21 protein-coding genes are annotated in these 19,877 nt (G+C 60.9%); 5 read left to right on the top strand and 16 right to left on the bottom strand.

Annotated elements, in window-relative coordinates:
- Positions 1–38: 38 nt before the first annotated feature.
- Positions 39–1,877, bottom strand: a complete 1,839-nt coding sequence (locus DDF78_RS03610; RefSeq protein WP_152580417.1) for a Zn-dependent hydrolase — start codon at positions 1,875–1,877, stop codon at positions 39–41.
- Between the two features lie 100 nt (positions 1,878–1,977).
- On the opposite strand from DDF78_RS03610, the gene DDF78_RS03615 reads away from it, so the two are divergent.
- Complete coding sequence (locus tag DDF78_RS03615) at positions 1,978–3,012, top strand: FAD:protein FMN transferase (protein WP_152580418.1); 1,035 nt, start codon at positions 1,978–1,980, stop codon at positions 3,010–3,012.
- Between the two features lie 231 nt (positions 3,013–3,243).
- Here the strand turns inward: DDF78_RS03615 and DDF78_RS03620 are convergent, their stop codons facing one another.
- From DDF78_RS03620 to DDF78_RS03640, 5 genes are all read right to left on the bottom strand, one after another.
- A complete protein-coding gene (locus DDF78_RS03620; RefSeq protein WP_237564538.1) occupies positions 3,244–3,996 on the bottom strand; it encodes an alpha/beta fold hydrolase in 753 nt (250 codons plus the stop codon).
- Positions 3,997–4,433: 437 nt separating this feature from the next.
- Positions 4,434–6,275 (bottom strand): ABC transporter ATP-binding protein, encoded by a 1,842-nt coding sequence (locus DDF78_RS03625; RefSeq protein WP_415481422.1) that lies wholly within the window; start codon positions 6,273–6,275, stop codon positions 4,434–4,436.
- Between the two features lie 114 nt (positions 6,276–6,389).
- Positions 6,390–8,270 carry an ABC transporter ATP-binding protein gene (locus DDF78_RS03630; protein WP_152580420.1) on the bottom strand — a complete coding sequence of 627 codons (1,881 nt, stop codon included), beginning with the start codon at positions 8,268–8,270 and terminating at the stop codon, positions 6,390–6,392.
- A 195-nt stretch (positions 8,271–8,465) separates the two neighbouring features.
- Positions 8,466–9,020, bottom strand: a complete 555-nt coding sequence (locus tag DDF78_RS03635) for a MarR family winged helix-turn-helix transcriptional regulator (RefSeq protein ID WP_152580421.1) — start codon at positions 9,018–9,020, stop codon at positions 8,466–8,468.
- Positions 9,021–9,377: 357 nt separating this feature from the next.
- Positions 9,378–10,112 (bottom strand): ATP-binding cassette domain-containing protein, encoded by a 735-nt coding sequence (locus tag DDF78_RS03640; RefSeq protein ID WP_152580422.1) that lies wholly within the window; start codon positions 10,110–10,112, stop codon positions 9,378–9,380.
- 4 nt (positions 10,113–10,116) lie between these two features.
- On the opposite strand from DDF78_RS03640, the gene DDF78_RS03645 reads away from it, so the two are divergent.
- Positions 10,117–10,389: a hypothetical protein gene (locus DDF78_RS03645; protein WP_152580423.1), complete on the top strand. Its 273-nt coding sequence runs from the start codon at positions 10,117–10,119 to the stop codon at positions 10,387–10,389.
- Here DDF78_RS03645 and DDF78_RS03650 read toward each other — a convergent pair.
- The 9 genes from DDF78_RS03650 to DDF78_RS03685 all read right to left on the bottom strand — a co-directional run bounded on the left by DDF78_RS03650 (position 10,358) and on the right by DDF78_RS03685 (position 16,386).
- Complete coding sequence (locus tag DDF78_RS03650) at positions 10,358–10,828, bottom strand: ABC transporter ATP-binding protein (RefSeq protein ID WP_152580424.1); 471 nt, start codon at positions 10,826–10,828, stop codon at positions 10,358–10,360. The genes DDF78_RS03645 and DDF78_RS03650 overlap by 32 nt on opposite strands.
- A gap of 14 nt (positions 10,829–10,842) precedes the next feature.
- On the bottom strand, positions 10,843–11,043 hold the full coding sequence (locus tag DDF78_RS03655) for a hypothetical protein (protein WP_152580425.1): 201 nt from the start codon (positions 11,041–11,043) through the stop codon (positions 10,843–10,845).
- Positions 11,040–11,996, bottom strand: a complete 957-nt coding sequence (locus tag DDF78_RS03660; protein ID WP_202613194.1) for an ABC transporter ATP-binding protein — start codon at positions 11,994–11,996, stop codon at positions 11,040–11,042. The genes DDF78_RS03655 and DDF78_RS03660 overlap by 4 nt, the downstream gene beginning before the upstream one ends.
- Positions 11,944–12,234 carry a hypothetical protein gene (locus tag DDF78_RS11825; protein WP_152580426.1) on the bottom strand — a complete coding sequence of 97 codons (291 nt, stop codon included), beginning with the start codon at positions 12,232–12,234 and terminating at the stop codon, positions 11,944–11,946. Before DDF78_RS11825 ends, DDF78_RS03660 begins: the two co-directional genes overlap by 53 nt.
- Before the next feature lie 372 nt (positions 12,235–12,606).
- Positions 12,607–12,729 carry a hypothetical protein gene (locus tag DDF78_RS12190; RefSeq protein ID WP_272869813.1) on the bottom strand — a complete coding sequence of 41 codons (123 nt, stop codon included), beginning with the start codon at positions 12,727–12,729 and terminating at the stop codon, positions 12,607–12,609.
- A 16-nt stretch (positions 12,730–12,745) separates the two neighbouring features.
- Positions 12,746–13,099, bottom strand: coding sequence for a hypothetical protein (locus DDF78_RS03670; RefSeq protein WP_152580427.1), 354 nt, complete (start codon positions 13,097–13,099; stop codon positions 12,746–12,748).
- A gap of 91 nt (positions 13,100–13,190) precedes the next feature.
- A complete protein-coding gene (locus DDF78_RS03675; RefSeq protein WP_162000677.1) occupies positions 13,191–14,219 on the bottom strand; it encodes a TetR family transcriptional regulator in 1,029 nt (342 codons plus the stop codon).
- 580 nt (positions 14,220–14,799) lie between these two features.
- Positions 14,800–15,819 carry an aldo/keto reductase gene (locus DDF78_RS03680; RefSeq protein ID WP_152580429.1) on the bottom strand — a complete coding sequence of 340 codons (1,020 nt, stop codon included), beginning with the start codon at positions 15,817–15,819 and terminating at the stop codon, positions 14,800–14,802.
- Between the two features lie 99 nt (positions 15,820–15,918).
- The gene (locus DDF78_RS03685; protein WP_152580430.1) at positions 15,919–16,386 is read right to left on the bottom strand and encodes a PhzA/PhzB family protein; all 468 of its coding nucleotides are present in this window, start codon (positions 16,384–16,386) and stop codon (positions 15,919–15,921) included.
- A gap of 471 nt (positions 16,387–16,857) precedes the next feature.
- Here DDF78_RS03685 and thiS point away from each other — a divergent pair, with 471 nt between their 5' ends.
- Genes thiS through DDF78_RS03700 form a run of 3 tightly spaced genes read left to right on the top strand, consistent with a single transcriptional unit; the run spans position 16,858 to position 18,691 of the window.
- The gene (thiS, locus tag DDF78_RS03690) at positions 16,858–17,052 is read left to right on the top strand and encodes a sulfur carrier protein ThiS (RefSeq protein WP_152580431.1); all 195 of its coding nucleotides are present in this window, start codon (positions 16,858–16,860) and stop codon (positions 17,050–17,052) included.
- Position 17,053: 1 nt separating this feature from the next.
- Positions 17,054–17,779: a sulfur carrier protein ThiS adenylyltransferase ThiF gene (gene thiF, locus DDF78_RS03695; RefSeq protein WP_152580432.1), complete on the top strand. Its 726-nt coding sequence runs from the start codon at positions 17,054–17,056 to the stop codon at positions 17,777–17,779.
- A gap of 9 nt (positions 17,780–17,788) precedes the next feature.
- On the top strand, positions 17,789–18,691 hold the full coding sequence (locus tag DDF78_RS03700; RefSeq protein ID WP_152580433.1) for a thiazole synthase: 903 nt from the start codon (positions 17,789–17,791) through the stop codon (positions 18,689–18,691).
- A gap of 185 nt (positions 18,692–18,876) precedes the next feature.
- On the opposite strand, the gene DDF78_RS03705 is transcribed toward DDF78_RS03700, so the two are convergent.
- Positions 18,877–19,605, bottom strand: a complete 729-nt coding sequence (locus DDF78_RS03705) for an ECF transporter S component (protein ID WP_152580434.1) — start codon at positions 19,603–19,605, stop codon at positions 18,877–18,879.
- Between the last annotated feature and the right edge of the window lie 272 nt (positions 19,606–19,877).

Here is a 19,877-nt window from a genome sequence, read left to right on the forward strand (position 1 = left end):
CTCATTGCCCCTCTACTCGTTGCTTTTCTACCCATTGTTCAGCGCTCGCTTTGCACTGGTCGGGGTCGCCATCCGGCGGCGACGCGGTCTGCGCAATCGCGGATCGCTGCTGCATAGGCGTATACGCCTTGCGTGGCATCGACCAGCGTGGCGTATTCGCGTGGAGTGTGGGAAGCCCCGGTCTCATTGCGCACGAAGAGCATCCCGGCCGCGCAGCCGGATTCGGCGAGAATTCCTGCGTCATGACCAGCGGCGGTGCCGATCACCGGTGCGAGTTCCGTTGTTCTGTGAGGGGCAGCGAGATTCGCGAGTGCGGGTTCTTTTGCACTGTGCATGGCGGAGGAATTCGTGGATTTCTTCTCGCGGGATTGCTCGGCGGCGGATTGTACGTCACTATTTCGCACGGCGCTGGATTGCGCATCACCAAGCTGCCCGACGCGAAATTCCACGCCATCTGATTGTCCAAGCGTCAGCTGCTCGCCGCCAGACTCCGTGCCATACGACTTCGCGCCGTCTGACGTCGTATCATCGCCCCGCGCGCTCACCGCCTGCACCAGCGCGTCACGCAATTCGGGGCTGAATACAGTCGCCTCGGTCCAGGATTCGCGAGTCAGCGTGGCCGTCACACCTTCCAAACCGTTGCCATCCGAACCCGTACCGTCCAAAGCGCTGCCTTCTAAACCGCTGCCATCACTGCCGGCAAGCCACGCACCGAGCCGATTCACGATGTCAGCGACCGCCTGTGCTTCGGCTGCGCGGCAATCGAGCCAGCAGGTCACATGCGCGGCAATCACGTTCACGCCATTGGGCTCGACCTCGACGCGGCCAACTGTGGCACGGGCATCAGGCGCGGCCGCAGCCTCCTCGCGCACGCGCTGCACGAAGCGGGCGAAAGCCAGCATCGCGTCATGGCGACGATCGAGCGGCGTGGAACCGGCGTGATTCGGCTCGCCCTCGAAATCAACGCGCCACCGGCCGTGCGGCCAAATCGCATCAGCCACCGCGACAGGCGCTCCAAGGTCGCTCTGCATGCAGCCCTGTTCGATATGCAACTCGATATGTGCTGCGGAACATTTGAGATATTCAAGGTCGGCGGCCTGCCCTTCGGGTGCGTGCGAATCGGCAAGAGCCGTATCGATTTCTGCCTCGTTGAACTCACTCAGGCAATCTGAACCCGCTTTTTGCGTTTCACGAACGCGTTCCAGTTTGGCGGCGAATCCATCCAACGCCTCGCGCACGCTGATGACGTCCGCGTCTGTGCGGGCCAGCGCCCGGTCCGCGGGCAGGATCCCGGTCAGCACGCGCGAGCCGAAGCAGGCCACCGCGAAGCGCGCGCCCTCCTCGTCATGAAAGCTCACGATGCCGATCGGGCAGCGTGGCGTCCAACCGCCTTCACGAAGCACATCGAAGGCGACTATCGCGCTGAGCACGCCTAGCGGACCGTCAAATGCACCGCCGCCCGGCACGGAGTCCATATGCGAACCGACGGTCACCCCGGGATTTTCAGCGCTCGGCTCACCGAACCACGCCCACTGATTGCCAGCCGCGTCCACCTCCACACGGAACCCGCGACGCTGCATCTGCGCGGCGAACCATACACGCAGCGCCGCTTCCTCATCGCTCCACGCGAATCGCGAGTAGCCTTCAGCACCGTGATTGCCGATGCCGTCAATCTGGCGAAACAACTGTGCCAAGCGCCCTGCCACCTCGTCGCGCGCGGCAAGCGACGCATCCGTTTCCTGATCCCAAAAATCGGGCATCTCCATCGTGGCGCTCCTCTCGAATCGGCTCAGCATTGCGTTCGGCACCCGCACCTGAGTTCTCGTCAGCAGCGCAGCGCCCGTCGCATCGGTATCCTTCGAGTATACGGATATCATTTCACCAAATGAAAATGAATTGTTACGGAATGAAAAACAATGTGACAATGCGCTATCAGAAACAAACGGCAATATGCGGCGCGATGCTTATGATGCAATCATGGTCGAGCTGAGCAGGCGCATGCCGCACGTCACCGCATTCCCCCACGCCTTGGGCACCGGGCTGCTGATTCATACCGGTCGGCCTTTGGACGACGGGTCGCGCCAACAAATCGGCGATTTCATTGACGAATACGAATCGGCGCTGTCGCGTTTCCGCAGCGATTCCCTCGTGGCAGCAATGGCGAGCGCCGAGTTTGGCGGCACCTTCACCTTCCCTGATTGGACGCTGCCGCTATTTAAGTTGTATGACATCTTGGCAACCGCGAGCGCAGGCGCAATCGACCCCTGCATCGGTGAGGATATGATTTGGCTGGGCTATGGGGCCGATCTGACCTTCACCATGCAGCCCGATGCCGCCAATCACCTCGGCGCGATTCATGGTCGCCCGACTTGGGAGCGCGACGTGGCTCGCGATGGCGCGACGCTGCGCACGACCCGCCCCGTCCAGCTGGATTTCGGCGCATGCGGCAAAGGCTATCTGGTGGATTTGCTAGGCATGATGCTGCGCAAGCAATTCGGGTCTGCTGCGGAATTTCTCATCGACGCGGGCGGGGACATGCTTATCGACTCGCGCGGTTCCATCGATATCGCGCTTGAAGATCCTTTTGACACCAACAATGCAATCGGCATCGCGCATATCAGCTCGGGCGTGTTCTGCGCCAGCGCACCGAGTCGAAGGCACTGGGGCGAGGCGCATAGGCTGCGGCTTCACCATCTGCTCAACGCTATCGACGGGCAGCCAGTGAACGATATCGCCGCGGCTTGGGCCTATGTCAATGCCAACTCATCCAGCATTAATTCACCCAATGCCGACTCACCGAGTGCTACCCGCGCCGGTACCCGCCTCCCTACCACCGCCTTCCCCGGCATCGAGTACCCCACTGCCCTAGCAGACGGCCTGGCGACCGCGCTTTTCGTAACCGAGCCGCAATGCCTGACCCTTATTGCCGATTTCTCATGCGCCCAGCTCCTCGCTGACCGTCACATGGTCGCCAGCCGTAACTTCCCGGCAACGTTCTTCACAACTAAGTAGCCTTTTGCCCGCTAACCCAGCCTTAGCGTACAAAAAGCTACACAAAACAACGAAATTCCGTAACCTTTTTATACGGCGGGATTGCAATTCCCACATAATACAGAAATCAGATACATCCTATTTTGCGAATACTTGTAACGTCACATCATCTATCTAACGGCTTCGGTTAAAACTACCGAACCCGTCGCTGAGAACCAGATGCTCGATCTCGCAATCCCAGCCGCGCGCGGTCTAACGCAGTTGTTGGCTGAGATCCGACAGCCAGCGCCGAAAGACGCATTGCACTGATTCCGCCTGATCGAGGTGCAGCGTGTGGCCGGCCTTCGGCAGGCACACGTATGTGGCCTCCTGCAGCGTCCGGTAGAGCGCGAAGGCGTCTTCGTAGCCGACCATGGTGTCGTTTTCCCCGACCACGATGGTGACCGGGCGGCGGTACTGGCTCATGTATTCGGCGGCCGTTTTCGCGAGCGCCGGATTTTCGGCCAGATATCGCACAGCCTCATTCTCGCTGCTGCCCATGAGACCGGGCAGTATATAGCGTTTGAACAGTTCGAAATTCTCGGCGCTTTCCACCACCGCCGTGGCCCGATACGCGGCGACCTCCTGCTCGGCGGCATCATGAGGAAGATCCGAAACGTAATACACCGTCTTCTTCGGCAAGGTTCGCGCATTATCGGCAGCTACAGTTTCAGGTGCCAGGAGAAACATCGAGCGAATGCGGTCGCCATATTGCGCGGCCAACGCGGACGCCAGCAGACCGCCGAAGGAATATCCCACGATCGCGAAATCGGTTTCGGCGAATTCTTCGGTCAGATAATCGCTCAGCGCCTTGAGCACGTCGCTGGCTGATCGTATGTCAAAACCGTCGCGGCTCTGGCCCAAGCCAGGCAAATCGATGTAATACCGCTGCCAGTGGTCATGCTGCGAGAAGCATTGTTCCAACGGCAGCAGGGAGTGATGGTCCAGCGGGAACCCATGAAGCATCACAATAGGGAATCCCTCTCCTATTTTCCTGACGAATATATGCTCATTGCCCATTGCCGCACACTCTCCCATCTCATCAGCGTAAAACGACCGATTCGCTGCCCTCTACGACACACATGCTACATCGGAGTTCCCATGCTTCGGTGCGTAATCTTTCCGTTTTTTTGGGGGGGGCACGGTCACAAAATTTCATACTCCGCTACTCTGCAGAAGCGAGGACTCGACATTCCACGCTTAAACGCAAAGAACCGCTCATACACACGTAAGTCGGCCGATAGCGTTTGCGAGAGGCGGAATTCCGCCAGTTTACAATACTATCGGCCGACTTATGTGTGAGCAGCCTTAGCGGGGCCTACGGCCCAGCCTTCGCGACCTTAGAGGTCGCTCACCTCGCCTATGAGCAACGCACTGCGTTGCTCATGTAACGGCTCAGCAGTTCAGTCCGTAAGCGCGAACTGGCTGTTGTAGAGGCCGGCATAGAAGCCGTCGGCCTTGAGCAGCTCGTCGTGGGTGCCGCGCTCGACGATGTCGCCGTGGTCCATCACGAGGATCATGTCGGCGTTCTTGATGGTCGAAAGCCGGTGCGCGATCACGAAGCTCGTGCGGCCGACAGTCAGTGCGTCCATGGCCTTCTGAATCAGCTCTTCGGTACGGGTATCGACCGAGGAGGTCGCCTCGTCCAGAATCAGAATCGGCGCGTTCTGCACCATTGCTCGCGCAATGGTGAGCAGCTGCTTCTGACCTTGCGAGAGCGACGCCTTGTCGTCGAGCACCGTGCCGTAGCCTTCAGGCAGCGAGCGGATGTAATGATCCAGCCCGACGGCCTTGCAGGCGTCGATGATCTGCTCGTCGCTGACATCCGTGCGCGCGTAGGCGATGTTCTCGCGTACGGTGCCTTGAAACACCCAGGTGTCTTGCAGCACCATCGAGAACTGGTCGTGCACGTTGGCGCGCGGCACGGCTTTCGCGTCGATGCCGTCGATGGAGATCGAGCCGCCGGTGATTTCGTAGAAACGCATGAGCAGGTTGACCATGGTGGTTTTGCCCGCCCCTGTCGGCCCGACGATGGCGACCTTCTGCCCGGCCTCGACCGAAGCGGAGAAGTCATGGATAATGGTCTTCTCCGGCGAGTAGCCGAAGCTGACATCCTTGAATTCCACATCGCCGCGCACGCGCACGGGGTTGCCTGCGGCATCGCGGCCGAGCAGCGGCTGCTTGGCGCCTTCGTCAGCCATTTCGGGCTCTTCGAGGAAGCCGAAGACGCGCTCGGAGGCGGCGGCGCAGCGCTGCAGGTTCTGGAAGGCGGTGGCGAACTGGGCGAGCGGCTGGGTGAATAGGCGGATATACATCATGAAGGCCACGATCACGCCGAATTCGATCTTGCCGTTCATCGCGAGCGCGCCGCCGACCGCGCAGACCACCACGAAGCCGAGGTTGCCCACGAACATCATGAGCGGCATCATCAGTCCCGAGAAGAACTGGCTCTTCCAGCCGGAGGCGTACAAGTCGGCGTTGTATCGCTCGAAGATGCGGATGGAATTCGCCTCGCCGCTGTAGGCCTTGACCACGGTGTGGCCGGAGTACATCTCCTCGACATGGCCATTGACGTCGCCCAGCGCCTTCTGCTGCTGCGCGAAGTACTTCTGCGAGAACTTCATGATGATCATCATGAGCGCGAAGCCGATGAGGCTGGCGACGATGCTGCATATGGTGAGCAGCACATTGTTGGCGAACATCATGACGAGCGAACCGAGGAACAGCGTCACCGAGGTGATCAGCGCGCCGACCGACTGGCCCAAGGTCTGCCCGATGGCGTCCACATCGTTGGTGATGCGCGAGAGAATGTCGCCATAACTGGTCTTGTCGAAGTATTTGAGCGGCAGCTTGTTGATCTTCACGCTGATCGCGCTACGCAGCTCCTGAGCGGTGCGCTGCGTGACGGTCGCCATCATCCATGACTGGATGTAGTTGAGCAGCGCGCTGCCGGCGTAGAGCGCCACCAGGATCCAGGCGATGCGGTCGACCGCATGGAAATCGATAGCGCGCAGAATCGGCTTGCCGTCCACGATGGCCGGCATGCCTTTGACGATCTCGTTGGTCATGTCTCGCAGGCGGTCCGGCCCGACGATCTGGAAGATCGTGCCGACCGCGCCGAGCACGAGCGCGATGATCATGGCGGGAATGTATTTGCGGCAGAATCGGATGAGCTTGCCCATCGTCTGCATTAAGTTTTCAGGGCGCTCGACTGCGGCGCCTTGTGGTCCCATAGGTCCCGACATGGTATTTCTCCTTAAAACCCTAAAGCCTTGTGCTTGCCCGTATATGCGCGTGCGTGTCGGCTGGCATCTGCGCACCTGCGCAGCGTCTCGCGGCCAACATCACAACGCCTAGCCTCACGCGGCCAGCTCGTCCGGGCTGAGCTGGGACTCGGCGATTTCGCGGTACACGCTGCAATTTTCCAGCAGCTCGCGGTGGGTGCCTTGCCCGACCACCTTGCCGTCGTCGAGCACGACGATGCGGTCGGCATCCATGATCGTGCCGATGCGCTGGGCGACAATCAGCTTCGTGGAATCCTTGGCTTCCTTGGCAAGCTCGTCGCGTACGGCGCGGTCGGTCTTGAAGTCCAAGGCGCTGAAGGAATCATCGAAGATCAGGATTTCCGGGTGGCGATACACTGCGCGGGCGATGGAAAGCCGCTGCTTCTGGCCGCCCGAGACGTTGGAGCCGCCCTGCGCGATTGCGGCATCATAGGTACCGTCCATGGTCTCGATGAACTCATCGGCCTGCGCGACTTCGGCAGCCTTGTGCACCTGCTGCTCGTCGCCGAGGTCCTGCACGTCGTTCGCATACTTCATCAGCTCGGCTTCGCGCCTGCGGCCCTGGATGCTGGACGTGTCGACCAGCTCGACGTCGGCGGAATCCTGCGGGCGGTCGCCGTAGCGGATATTCGAAGCGACCGTTCCCTTGAATAGCACCGATTGCTGCGGCACGTAGCCGATTTTGTCGCGAAGAGCCTTGAGCGTGTAGTTACGCACGTCCACGCCGTCGACCAGCACCTGGCCTTCGGTCGCGTCGTAGAAGCGCGGCACGAGGTTGACCAGCGAGGACTTGCCCGAGCCGGTCGAGCCGATGAAGGCGACCGTCTGGCCGGGATTTGCACTGAAGGTGATGCCTTCGAGCATCGCCTCGCGCGAATCCGGATAGGCGAAGCTCACGTTCTCGAACTCGACCGTGCCCTTGGGGGCGGCTGCGGTTGCGGTAGTGACGGCATCAGCGGCACCGGCAGCGTTCTTCGCGCCATCGGCCACCATCGGATCGGTGTCGAGCACTTCGAGGATACGGTCCGCGGACGCATCGGCGCGCGGCAGCAGCACGAAGACCATGCTCATCAGCAGGAAGCTCATGATGACCTGCACCGAGTAGCTGGAAAAGACGACCATATTTGAGAACAGCGTGAGCTTGTCCTGGATGCCAGCCGAGTTGATGAGATAAGCGCCGATCCAGTAGATCGCCAGCATCAGGCCGTTCATCACGGTATTGATCAATGGCATCATCACCGACATGGCACGGTTGGTGAACAGATAGGTGTCGCTCAGCTCCTTGTTGGCCTCGTCGTATTTCGTCTGCTGGTAGTCTTCTGCGTTGTAGGCGCGCACGACGCGCAGACCGGTGAGGTTCTCGCGGGCCACGAGGTTGATGTTGTCGGTCAGGCGCTGCATGCTGCGGAACTTCGGCACGACCATAGTCATGAGCGCGCCGATGATCACGAGCAGCACGCCGACGGCGACGGCGGTGGCTATCGTCCAGTCCACGCCCTTGCCTGCGATCTTGCATATGGCCCATACGGCCATGATCGGCGATTTGACGAGCAGCAGCAGGCCCATGGTGACGAACATCTGAATCTGTGTGATGTCGTTGGTCGAGCGGGTGATGAGGCTCGCCGTGGAGAAGCGGCTCATCTCCGCGGGGCCGAAGGATTCGACCTTGCGGAATTCGAGCGAGCGCAGGCGCTGGCTGAATGAGGCGCCGACCCGCGCCGCGACGTAGCCGGTCGCGATCGCGCACAGCACGGAGCCCAGCGAGATGAGCAGCATTTTGCCGCCAGCCACCCAGATGTCGTGCATGTTGCTGCCCGGGGTTTCGACGAGCCGCGTGATATCGGACATGTAGTCCGGAAGCTTGAGATCAAACCAGATCTGCCCCACGATGAATACGAGCCCGATCAGCAGCTGCCCGATCTCCGATCTGGAGAGATATTTGCAGATGCGCAGCATGTGCTATCCTTCCTTAAGGATTGCGAAGATTCTTGGAAATTCTTGGAAGTTTTGTTCTTAATTTGCTTCGTTTATTAATTTCTTACGGTATTAGATAATACACACCGAAATCGAGAAGCAATTCGTTTCCGTCAAAACATCACGAAATTCGCCCAGCGCGTATTTTTGCGACACCATGTCCGATGGGGATATTGACTAGCGCCGAATTGAGGAACGTCTTGCCGGAATCACGCCGACTCGGCCTGCCAATCGGCCAACGCCCTGCTCGTCGTGCGGCAGGCTTGCGAAGGCCTTCTCGATCTCCTCGCGCGTCGGGCGCGGCTCGCCGGGCTTGCAGATTGACATATAGACATGAAACTCGATGACCAGATCGACGAAATCCCTGGTTCGTCGCTCGCCCATCTGCGTGAAAATCCAGCATATCGACGACCTGACCTCGTCGCGGTCTTTAATTGACTGCTCACGCCCGGCATCGGTTATGGAAACAAGGATATTGCGCCGATCCTTGACATCGACCTCGCGCGTTACGAAGCCCTTTTTCTCCAAGGACGAGAGCACTGCGGAGATGCGGCCCGAGCTGGATCGCAGGGCCGATGCGAGCTGGGATGGCATCGCCGTCCCATGCTTGCGCAAATGGCGCAGCACGAACGGCTCGCCGGATGCATATCGCGAGTATTGCTTGGCCGCCAGCGAACGCTTGCTCATGACATTGGCAAGCAGCGTCTCGAACGCCTCCTGCTCGAACCCCATGCGACTCCCTCTTCCCGTTTTTCGTGGCATATAGTTTCGGCATGTGCCCGCGTGGCGCATAGCCGTTTGGCGTGCATCGCGCATTGTCTGTCAATATGATGACCATGCCATCCGCGCGCGCCAACCCTGCATATACGGCATGCAAAGCTCCATATACTTGATATATTACCTCACACTATGAACTTTTCACAGTATGTGCTATTTGAGGAATCGAATTATCGGGTCAAACCACAACACGCCCGGGGTGATCTACACAAGTCGGGTGGTAGCGATTTCAGTTGGCGGTATTCCGCCAGTCGAAATCGCTACCACCCGACTTGTGTAGATATATATAGAGAGGGCTGCGGCCCTTATAATTCACATGACTGCCGCTAAGCTGCCACTGCTGGGCTTGGACGCGGCCGGACCAGAAGGCGGCGTAGCGCGTGTTGCTGGCGAACAGCTCCTGATGAGTACCGAGCGCGGAGATGCGGCCGTGCTCAAGGAACGCGACGCGGTCGGCGTTGGCGATGGTTTCGGCCTGATGCTCAATGATGGGCACCGTGACTTGGCCTCGCAGCGACTCGATGGTAGCGCGTATGGCCGGTCCAGCGCGGCGATCGCCTCGTCAAGCAAGAGAATCGGCGCTTTCTTGAGCAATGCGCGGGCGATGGAAACGCGCTGGCGGTCGCCGCCCGAAAGCAGCTTCCCGCCTTCGCCTACCGAACCATCCCAGCCGCCGGGGATGCGCTCGGCAATCGGCGTGACCTGCGCGAGTTCGGCCGCATGCAGCACCTCCGACTCGCTGGCGTCCGGGTCGCCCAGCGCGATATTCTCGCGCAGCGACTCGTTGAACAGGTACGCATCCTGGAACACGAGCGAGAGCTGAGCGGCGCGGTACTCATCGCTCAAATCCTTGACGTCGACGCCGCCGATGCGCACCGCGCCCTGATTCGCGTCCCAGAAACGCGCGATAAGCCGTGTGACTGTCGTCTTGCCGGAGCCGGACGGCTCGACGAGTGCGGTGACCGTGCCGGGTTCGAGCTCCAGATCCACGCCGTCGAGCACCGGCGCACGGTCGCCGTAGCCAAAGACCACATGATCCAGCTGCACGGCGTTGTCTGCGGGCTACAATGCGAGACACCTCGGGAACGGCCATCTCCGGCTCGTTCAGCACGTCGGCGACTTCATCGAGTTGCAGCTCGGCACGGCGCAGCGTCGTCAGCAGTTCAGCGAGCACACGCAGCGGGTTGATGACCTGCGAGGAGAGCGCGATCACGGCGATGATCGCCACCGGGCCCACATCGCCCGACACGGCCTGCAGCACGCCGAGGCCAGCTGCAATGCCGAAGACGAAATCAATCACGATGCGCTGGGGGAATCATGCTGACTATCGATGACCACAGCGACTTTCTGCCGGCCTTGCGCCAAGCCGCGATGACGTCGGCAAGCGGCTGGTGCTGCGTGCCGTGGATGCCCGCCGAGCGCAGCACCACCTGCTGGTCGGCGAATTCGAGCAGCTGCCGGTCGGTTTCGAATTCGGCCTCTTGTGTGCCCGTTTCGGCCTTGGCGTTGCGCCGTTCGCCCCGCCGCGTCGCCAGCGCGACAACCGGAATGGCGATGACGAGCGCCAGCCCGATCCGCCAATTGAACGCCAGCGTGACGATCGCCACCGACATCGTGCCGCTCACCGCGATGCCCGACGCCGTCGCCTGCGCGCTGCCGCCGAACCAGCCCAGCGGCAGCCGCACCATATGGTCGGCGAGCCGGCCCTGCATATCGCGGATGACATCGACCGTGACGGCAAACGAATGGTTCGAGGAGAGCACGACGAAAACTGCGTTTATATGAGCGCAGCCACGGCGAACGCCACGAGCCACAGCCACATGCCGTGCGGGTCGCGCCGGAACATCGAGACAAGCAGCGGCACGAGCGCCGCCAGCGCCGCGCCCTGCGCCAGACCGTTGATCGCGGCGAGAATGAGAAATACCTTGAGAGCGCGCCTGGACGGCTTGTCGCCAATTGCCATCAATGCCTTAATCATGAGCGATCCTCCTTGCTGATAGCGGTGAGTGCGTTGGCTGCGGCACCGGTTTGTGCGCCCTTGTCACTTTGCTGCGCCTGCCACATGTCGGCGTACGCTCCCGGCGCGTTGGCGAACTGCGCGTGCGAGCCGGACTGGATAATGCGGCCATGATCGATGACCAGAATATTGTCCGCATGCTGAATGGTTTGCAAACGATGCGCGATGATGGCAACCGTGCGGCCGACCACCAGATCGGACAGCGCGCTTTGGATCTCCGTCTCGGTTTCCGGGTCGGCGGCCGAAGTCGCCTCATCCATGATGAGAATCGGCGTGTTTCGCAGGATCACGCGCGCGATTGACACGCGCTGCGCCTCGCCGCCCGAAAGCAGCGCGTCATCGCCGATAACCGAATCGTAGCCGCGTGGCAGCGCCATGATGCGCTCGTGAATATGCGCAGCTTTGGCGGCGGCGATGATGTCGTCCATCGAAGCGTTGAAACGCCCCAGCACGCTATTCTCCTTCAACGACAGCGATGGAAGCTGCACCTGCTGCAGCACGAGGCCGACGTTCGACCGCAGCACCGGCTCCGTCATCTGGCGCACATCGACGCCGCCGATGCGTATCGAGCCGGCGTCCACATCGTGGAATCTCGCCAGCAGCAAAGCCGGCGTGGATTTGCCCGCGCCCGAAGGACCAACCAGCTTCACCGCGCCGCCCTCGGGCACGGTGAAGCTGACGACTGCGACGGCTTCATTCGCGGGCTCGCCCATATCAGCAGCATCGGAACCGTTCGTTGTGGCGGCATCTTCACCGGCAGAGATATTGCCACCTTCATCGGCACTATCAGCACCATCCACCTGCGGATAGCTGAAATGCACGTCGTCGAATTCAACTGTCCGATTCGCTGAGCGCAACGGCTTACTGGACTGCGGCAGCGGCGGCTCGTTCAGCAGTCCGGTGATGCGCTCCACCGCTTCGCGCCCCTCGCTCGCTGTAGGACTGATTGCCGGAAGCCGAGGTGATCAGCGCGCCGGGCAGCGAGAGCGCCACCAGCGCCACGACCAGCGCCTTGGCCGGTTCGATGCTTCCCGAATCCACGAATATCACGCCGCCCAGAGCAGCAGTCAAGGCCACGACCGGCGCGGAAAGCCAGATAAGCGCCACGGCCTGCGCATGCATTTGCAGGCCGACGAGCAGCGCGGAAGTCACTGATGAAGGCGTTGCTCGTCTTGCGAAATCGCCGCGAGCCTTCCTTGGCACGCCCGAAGATCTTGAGCACGGCCACGCCGCCGACGTAGTCGACGATCGCCTCGCTCACCGAGGCGAGGCTGGCCGCGAGCTGGTCCATCACCCCGCGATTGTCGCGCGGCGACATCAGCGAGAGGGTGGCCATGTAGAGCACCGCCGGAATCAGCGCGATCAGCCCCATACGCCAATCCATCACGAAGCAGAACAGACGCCCACCAGCGGCGTAACCACGGCCGGAATGATATCCAAAACGCTGTGCGAAACCAGATGATGCAGCGATTCGACATCGTTGTTGAGCGCCTTGCGTACGCGGCCCGCGCCGTTCGCATCGAATCATCCCAGCAGCACGCTGCCCAGCGTATCAGCCAGATTGATTCGCGGCCGCGCCTGCAAATCGATGTCAGCGATATGCGTGGGCAGCATGCCCAGCGCGGCGATAAGCGACTCCACACTCACCGCGATCAATAGAGCATCACCGCGTCCACGCCGTATGCCCGTCGGGCCTGGCCGGCACCGCAATAGCGTCAGCGAGCCAAAGCAGCGCAATATACGGCATAATGCTGAACAGCGACGCGACGATTTGCAACGCGATGGCCGCAATCATCTTGCCACGCACCGGACGGAAGAACTGCATCAGCGAAGCTTGGTTTTGGCTGGATTTCGCGTTCCTGCAGCCTTGTGCGTTCTTGGCCTGCACGTTGCCGTTTCGTTGGAAACCGCTGCCATTTGATGGCTGGCGAACGTCAGCATCTCGCTTGCGCCGCGTGGGCGCAACTCCTTGCGCAGCAACGGAATCGCCCGTCGCTGCGGCTGTTCGTCTTTGCATTCCTGCTCTTTTCCCTTCAATCGTTTCTCGCTTTTTCACGTTGTTCGGTAACCGCTTTCACAACCGCTTTTCTGGAAGCATGCTCCGCAAACTAGGAACTGCGAATCATGCCCGAAGCTTCAAACCCGGCGAGCGCGATATCGACTTTGCGCAGCATCACCGTACGCCGATCGGCTGCAATCAAGGCCTGCGAAGCTGTCGCGGAAGACGGTGCCGATGGGGATGACACCGATACAGCTTCCATTGGCTGCGATCCATCCGACCGAGATTCCGCTGATTGGGACGATGCCACTGAATGAGATGCCACTGAGCGAGACGACACAGCGTCATCAGGCTGCCCCGTCTTCGCCCAATCGGCTTTGAATCGCTCGCGGTCGACATGCCGCGACGCCCATGCGCTCTCTGCGTCGCCACCTTCTGTACCTCTGCCATTATCGAGTTTGTCGTCGCTTTTAGCGCAATGGTCGAGATCGAGCATATCGGCGCCGCGCCGCTGATCAAGCACGATATCGAATACCATATCGACGGCGAACGCCGCATCTGCCACGGAAAAGCCTCGCGCAGCCAGCGCATCGTCAAGCATCTGCGAGGAACGCATCAGTTTGGCGCACACGATGCCTCGGCTGATCGCGTCGGCCGCACCGGGCATGGCGCCGAGGACGTTCCACACCCGCTCCACGGTCCGCATGAACAACGAGCGCCAGCTGTCATCAGCACGCACATTAAGCTCGAGCCCGGCCAACCCCACCTCTAGCGCCAGTTGCAGCACATCATCTTTAGTGGGCGCATAGCGATACAGCGTCGCCTGCGAGACGCCAAGCCGCTTGGACAATGCCAGGAACGTCAGCCCTTCAAGCCCCATCGCCAGCGCCGCGCGGCCGATCTCCTCCGGCGACAGCACCGGAGGTCTGCCAGCGCCACGCCGCTTCGCAGGTTTACTGATTTTGCGGTTTGGCGCAATTGGAGCAGATTGAGCCAAGTTGCTGCGCGATGCGCGCACAGCAATGACCGAACCGTCGCGTTGCTGCGCCTGCGGACGGCCCGATGCCATGATTCGCTTCGTCTCACGACTGCCGCGACGGCTGGCTACGGCTTCGTATGGCTGCTCTGAGAATGTCATATTTTCGGAGCATACACTCAAAATCCACAAATCGCAAACGATTATCATTAATAATAGAAAATCGCGCGAATCGCTGTTCCTGCTCGCTCACCCGTCATTCATTAGGTCTATTTCCTTGCAAACCACCCCTGCACAAGGCTTTTCGAGCAACTGTCCATACTCAGGATTGGCGGAATTGCAGGAATCGTGCGGCGCCCTGAGCAAGCGCGTACTCTCGCATCGGCCTAATGAACGAAAAAAGACCTAATGAACGGCCTGAGGTAGATGCTGCGGCGATTACGCCCAATCAGCAGGGCTCGAGCAGGACTTAACCACTCATTAGGCACATTTTTCGTTCATTAGGCCCTTCGCGAAGTAGCCGCCGAATTCTGCGTACAACACTTTGGCGGAATACTGCCGTTTTCGAGTAGCGCCGCACGAGTAATCCGACGCGCGAGCCCCCGTAACTTCCCCAAATCAACCTAATGAATTCACAGGCCACTCGCGACCACTGCAAAGCGACAATCCAATTCTCCCAAAAACATCGTGGCCCTTGCCGAGCTGTCCTCGAAATGGATCAGTGAACCTGTCTGCTTACGCATCACTTGCCGGACAGTATCCGAAGCTCCTGCTCGCTGAGCTTGAAATCTTCGGCCGCGAAGGAATCGCGAATCTCGTGCGGGTTGCGGGCGCTGGGAATGACGAAGAGGCGCTGATATCGTGTCAGCTCCCAGGCGAGCACGACACGCTGGTAGGACACTCCGCGCTCGGCCGCGACCGCGCGGAAGGGGTCGTAGGCTGCGTGGTCGAAGGAGTCAAGGAATCCACCCAAAGGCGAAAAGCAGATGTAGGCCAGGCCCAGTTCGGCGCAATGCCGCATAGTCTCCTCCCCGTCACGGCAAGAGGGCGAGAACTGGTTCTGCACCGCGACGAGATGGCTTCCGAGCGTGGATGCGGCGATATCGATCTGATGGTTGTCGACCCGCGAGATTCCAGCGCAATGCACGACTCCTTCATCAATCAGCTGCCGCAACGCGCCCATCTGGTCCTCGTAAGGCACCGCCGGATCAGGGCCGTGCGAAAACAGCAGTTCAAGTGTTTCAACGCCGAGCCGCTGGGCGGATTCCTTCGCGTCGCGAATCATCGTCTCCGGCCGCGAATCAGCCAGCCAGCCATAACGGCTGCCCGCCGTCTGCAACTGCTGACGCGAGGCAGCAGCATCGCCGGCATTCCCTGATTTCTCGCCGCTCTCAGCCCCGCGCGCAAACGCCGCACCGGCATCGCAGGTGCGGCGGAATCCGGTTTTGGTGGCGACCAGCACCTCGTCGCGCGGGCCGTCCCAGGAGCGCAGGGCATCACGAAGCAAGAACTCCCCGTAGCCCATATCCTCAGGTGCGCCGATGCCCGGCTGGCTCGGCAGGTAGTAGGACCATGCGGTGTCGAGGTAGCGCACGCCCGTATCCAGCGCGGCGTGAATCGTGTCGATGGCTTGCTCACACGAACTCGGGCGCCCCTCGATTGACAATGCCATCAGGCCCATTCCGATGCGCGGAGTCTGGAAGCCCGCAAGCTCAGCCGTGCCACCGCGATCTGTTGCGTTCTGCTGTTGTTCCTGCTGCATGAAGCGCCCTTCCGAAATTTCAACTATCTTCTGTCGATATGTGCCACAATTGCCACAGTATCGTTTGGCAGTGCTGGTTAGTCACTGGTTCGCTGCGGATCAGTCAGGAAAATCGCCGAGGTCAATCGTCGGCGTCGCCAGCCCCAGTGCCTTCATCTCGACGACGGGGTTCATGAATTCGCGTTCGCGGACGATCAGGCCGTCGCGCATATCAAAGCAATACAGGAAATGATTCGTATACTGCACCGAATCATGCCCGGGCAGGTTCAGTGTGCCCGAACCGTCGCATTCCGCCCAGACCACATCGGCGTCGTTGGTTGTCCAGATAGCGATATCATGCCACTGCCAATCCGGAAAATGCTTGGCCGACCACAGGTCGTAGCGCGCAATCGACTCGCGCCCCTGCACGAACACCGGTTCGCCGGTGTCGGAGGTCCACAGCCCCGAAATCCCATCCTCGCAGAAGAGTTCATGCCGACGCAGCAGCGCATCGCCATGACCGGAATGCAGAAAAGTCTCAACCGTCGCGCGGTTGCGTGCGCGCCGCACGTCATCGTCAGTTGCCATGCCTCCATCATGGCATAGGGGTGGACGGGCATAGCATAGCCACCGACAGCGCAGCAGTTCTCAGTCCGCCGCACCGCACCGCTTTCATCGATACGCTTGTCCGCGGGCGCGGCCATGATGAAGACACAACCGAACGGGAGCTCGAAAGGGCTGAGAGGAAGTCGCGGACTTCGACCGAGAACTTGACGCGGGTAATGCCGCCGTAAGGAAACGAGTTGTTGATGTCGCCATAGCTGGCGGCTTTCCGCATCCCTCGCATTCTGACAGTGCCATGCCATACATGGCCTGTCGTCGCGCCGCCGTTCGCGATAACTGAATATTGCATATCACATGATTAGGGTCATGGAGGGGCGCACCACCTCACAGGGTACGGCCTTTCCAGCGACCCTTTTTTCGTATCATGACGGCTTGCACCGCGCTGCTCCGCGCAGCACAAGCTGCCACGATACGCGCAACGGAAGGGAAGATCGCATGATCGTCAACGGAACACAGGAGGAGGTCGCGACGCCGATAAGCGTCGCCGACCTCATCGCAACCAAAGGGTTCGACGCCAACCGGGTCGCCGTCGAACTCAACGGCGCCATCGTGCCCAGAACCCAGCGTGCGCAGACCACGCTCAAGGGCACCGATACGCTCGAAATCGTCACTTTCGTGCAGGGAGGCTGACATGCCGATACCACAGGGATTCACCCCATCAGCATCGCAAACGCAGTTCGAAGCGCGCCGCACCGCGTTCACCACCCCGCCCAATCCGCTGGCTATGGTCAGCGAAAGCGAGGTGCGCGATGCGCTGACCGAACGCCATTCGGCAGCCACGCAGGCCAAACTCGACGCGGCGCACGTCGCCATCGCCGGGCTGGGCGGCCTCGGCTCGACCATCGCGGTGGCACTCACCCGCATCGGCGTAGGGCACCTGCATCTGGTCGATTTCGACCGCGTCGACATGACCAATCTCAACCGCCAGCAGTACTTCCTCAAGGATGTCGGCGAGTACAAGACCGAGGCGCTGCGGGCCAATCTCGCCCAGATCAACCCCTTTGTCGAGGTCGCCATCGACACCACGAAAGTCAGCGACGAGAACGTTAGCGAGCTGTTCGCCAATGACGACATCATCTGCGAGGCCTTCGATGTGCCAGAGAACAAAACGCTGCTGGTCAACGCCGTGCTTGAGCAGCTACCCGGCAAGAAGCTGGTCTCCGCCTCTGGCATGGCAGGCTTCCGCAGCTCGAACCTGGTCGAGACGCGGCGGGTGTCGAGCAACTTCTACTTCTGCGGCGACGGCGTCACAGCCCCGAAGCCGGGAGCCGGACTTATGGCGCCGCGGGTGGGAATCGTGGCCTGCCACGAGGCGAATATGATCACCCGCCTGATTCTGGGCGAGCAGGAAGCGTAGGGCGGCACTATGAGCAGCACGAATATAAGCACGGCACCCGAATCCGACACTACCATCGACATTGATGCTCTGGTCGGCACCACGACCAACACGGCGATCCTGCCGGAACCGGACGCCCACGCCTATGACGCGATCGAAACCGGCGACGGCGATCCGCTGATACTCGGCGGGCACCGCTTCACCAGCCGTTTCATCCTGGGCTCCGGCCGCTACGATCTCAACCTCATCAAGGCGACGATCGAGAACGCCGGCACGCAGATCGTGACGATGGCGCTGCGCCGATGCCGTACGACCGAGAACAATCTGCTCGATTACATTCCCAAGGGCATCACCATGCTGCCGAACACTTCCGGCGCGCGCAACGCCGAGGAAGCGGTGCGCATCGCACGGCTGGCACGCGAGGTATGCCATACCGATTTCGTGAAAATCGAAATCGAGCACGAGCAGCGCTACTTGCTGCCTGACAACGCGGAAACCATCAAAGCCACGGAAATACTGGCCAACGAAGGCTTCGTCGCCATGCCCTACATGTTCCCCGACCCGATCGCCGCACGCCAATTGGAGGACGCGGGCGCGGCCTGCGTGATGCCGCTCGGCTCGCTGATCGGCTCGAACAAGGGCATCCGCATGCGCGATTTCATCGAGGTCATCATCGCCAATGCCGGGGTGCCGGTCATCATCGATGCGGGCATCGGCCGGCCAAGCCAGGCCTGCGAGGCAATGGAGATGGGGGCCGACGCCGTGATGGCCTACACCGCAATCGCCAGCGCGGGTAACATCCCGCTCATGGCCCGCGCCTTCAAGCACGCCATCGCTGCCGGCCGGGCCTCATATCGCTCCGGCCTCGGCACGGTGACCGAGGGCCACGCGGTCCCGTCCAGTCCCACCAACGCCTCGGATTACCTCGGCTGAGCGCGAGCGGCGCTGCGCCGGTGCCCGTCCGGGCATCAGCGCAGCGTCCGTTGTATAGCGTCACCCTTGGGAAACTGGCAGAAATACGCCGCTGACCACAACTCAGCGGCCGATTCGTTCCAGTTGCCCACGTACCTGGAAGGAATATGCTGCACCTCCGAGCGTCACCGGCGCTTTCGTTCCGTTTACGACCTAGCAGTGGCGATGCGGCCCGATTCGAAGCGCGACAGCGCTCCGGTGCAGGCGATGCCAAGGTAAAGGAACCACATCAGCGCGCCGGAGACGATGGCACCGGAAACGCAGCTGGCCACGATGTATATGATGCCGAAGTCCCCCATGCTGTCCATGCCGGCATAGGCCGTCACGAGCGACCAGGCCGCGCCGCCGATTGCGGTCATGACTCCCGAAAGCGTTGCAGTCCAGACGTTCCAGAGCTTATATGCCACGACCAGGAAGCCAATTTCAGCGAAGACGCCTTGGACGATTCCGGCGACCAGCGAACCGGCCGCGCCCCACTGGTTGCCGAGCGCCAGCTCAAGCAACGCGCCCACGGTTTCCGCGTACAGCCCGGCTCCGGGCTTGCGCACGATGATCAGCGCCAGCACGCCACCGAAATACCAGAAGCCGTTCAATGCGCCTTCCAATCCGGGGACGAAGCCTTTCAGCACGGCGGTCGGGGCGGTGACAATCAGATCGAAGGCCCAGAACACCAGGCCGGACGCCACGCCGATAACCGAGGCGACGGTGATATCGACCGGACGCCAGCGGTACCAGTGGCGGCTGCGCGTAACGACGCGGACGCCGCGACCTTGCGCCGCGCCATTCGCCGACGACGATACAGACGACGCGGACGATGTAGACGATGACACAGACGATGGCCCGTCAAATTGATGGTTGTTGTTGCTTGCAGACATTATTCTCCTCCAATGCTGCCCGCCCGCCCCAAAAAGGAACCGGCAGACATAGGTATCACGAGAAGGAATACCAAGATAGGCATTGACTTCGTTCGACGGTATTAGCCGTGTCACGTTCAACGGTCGGAGATACTATCTCCCTCTCAGCTTTCCAGCTCCCGTGTCTTGCAAGGCCACACCCTAGCACGCTCGAGGCATCGCGCACAACCGCGCCACGTCACATGCGACACGCCCGGATTGGGATACACAAGTCGCCCGATAGCGATTTTCGA

Source organism: Bifidobacterium tibiigranuli (assembly GCF_009371885.1).
GTDB lineage: Bacteria > Actinomycetota > Actinomycetes > Actinomycetales > Bifidobacteriaceae > Bifidobacterium > Bifidobacterium tibiigranuli.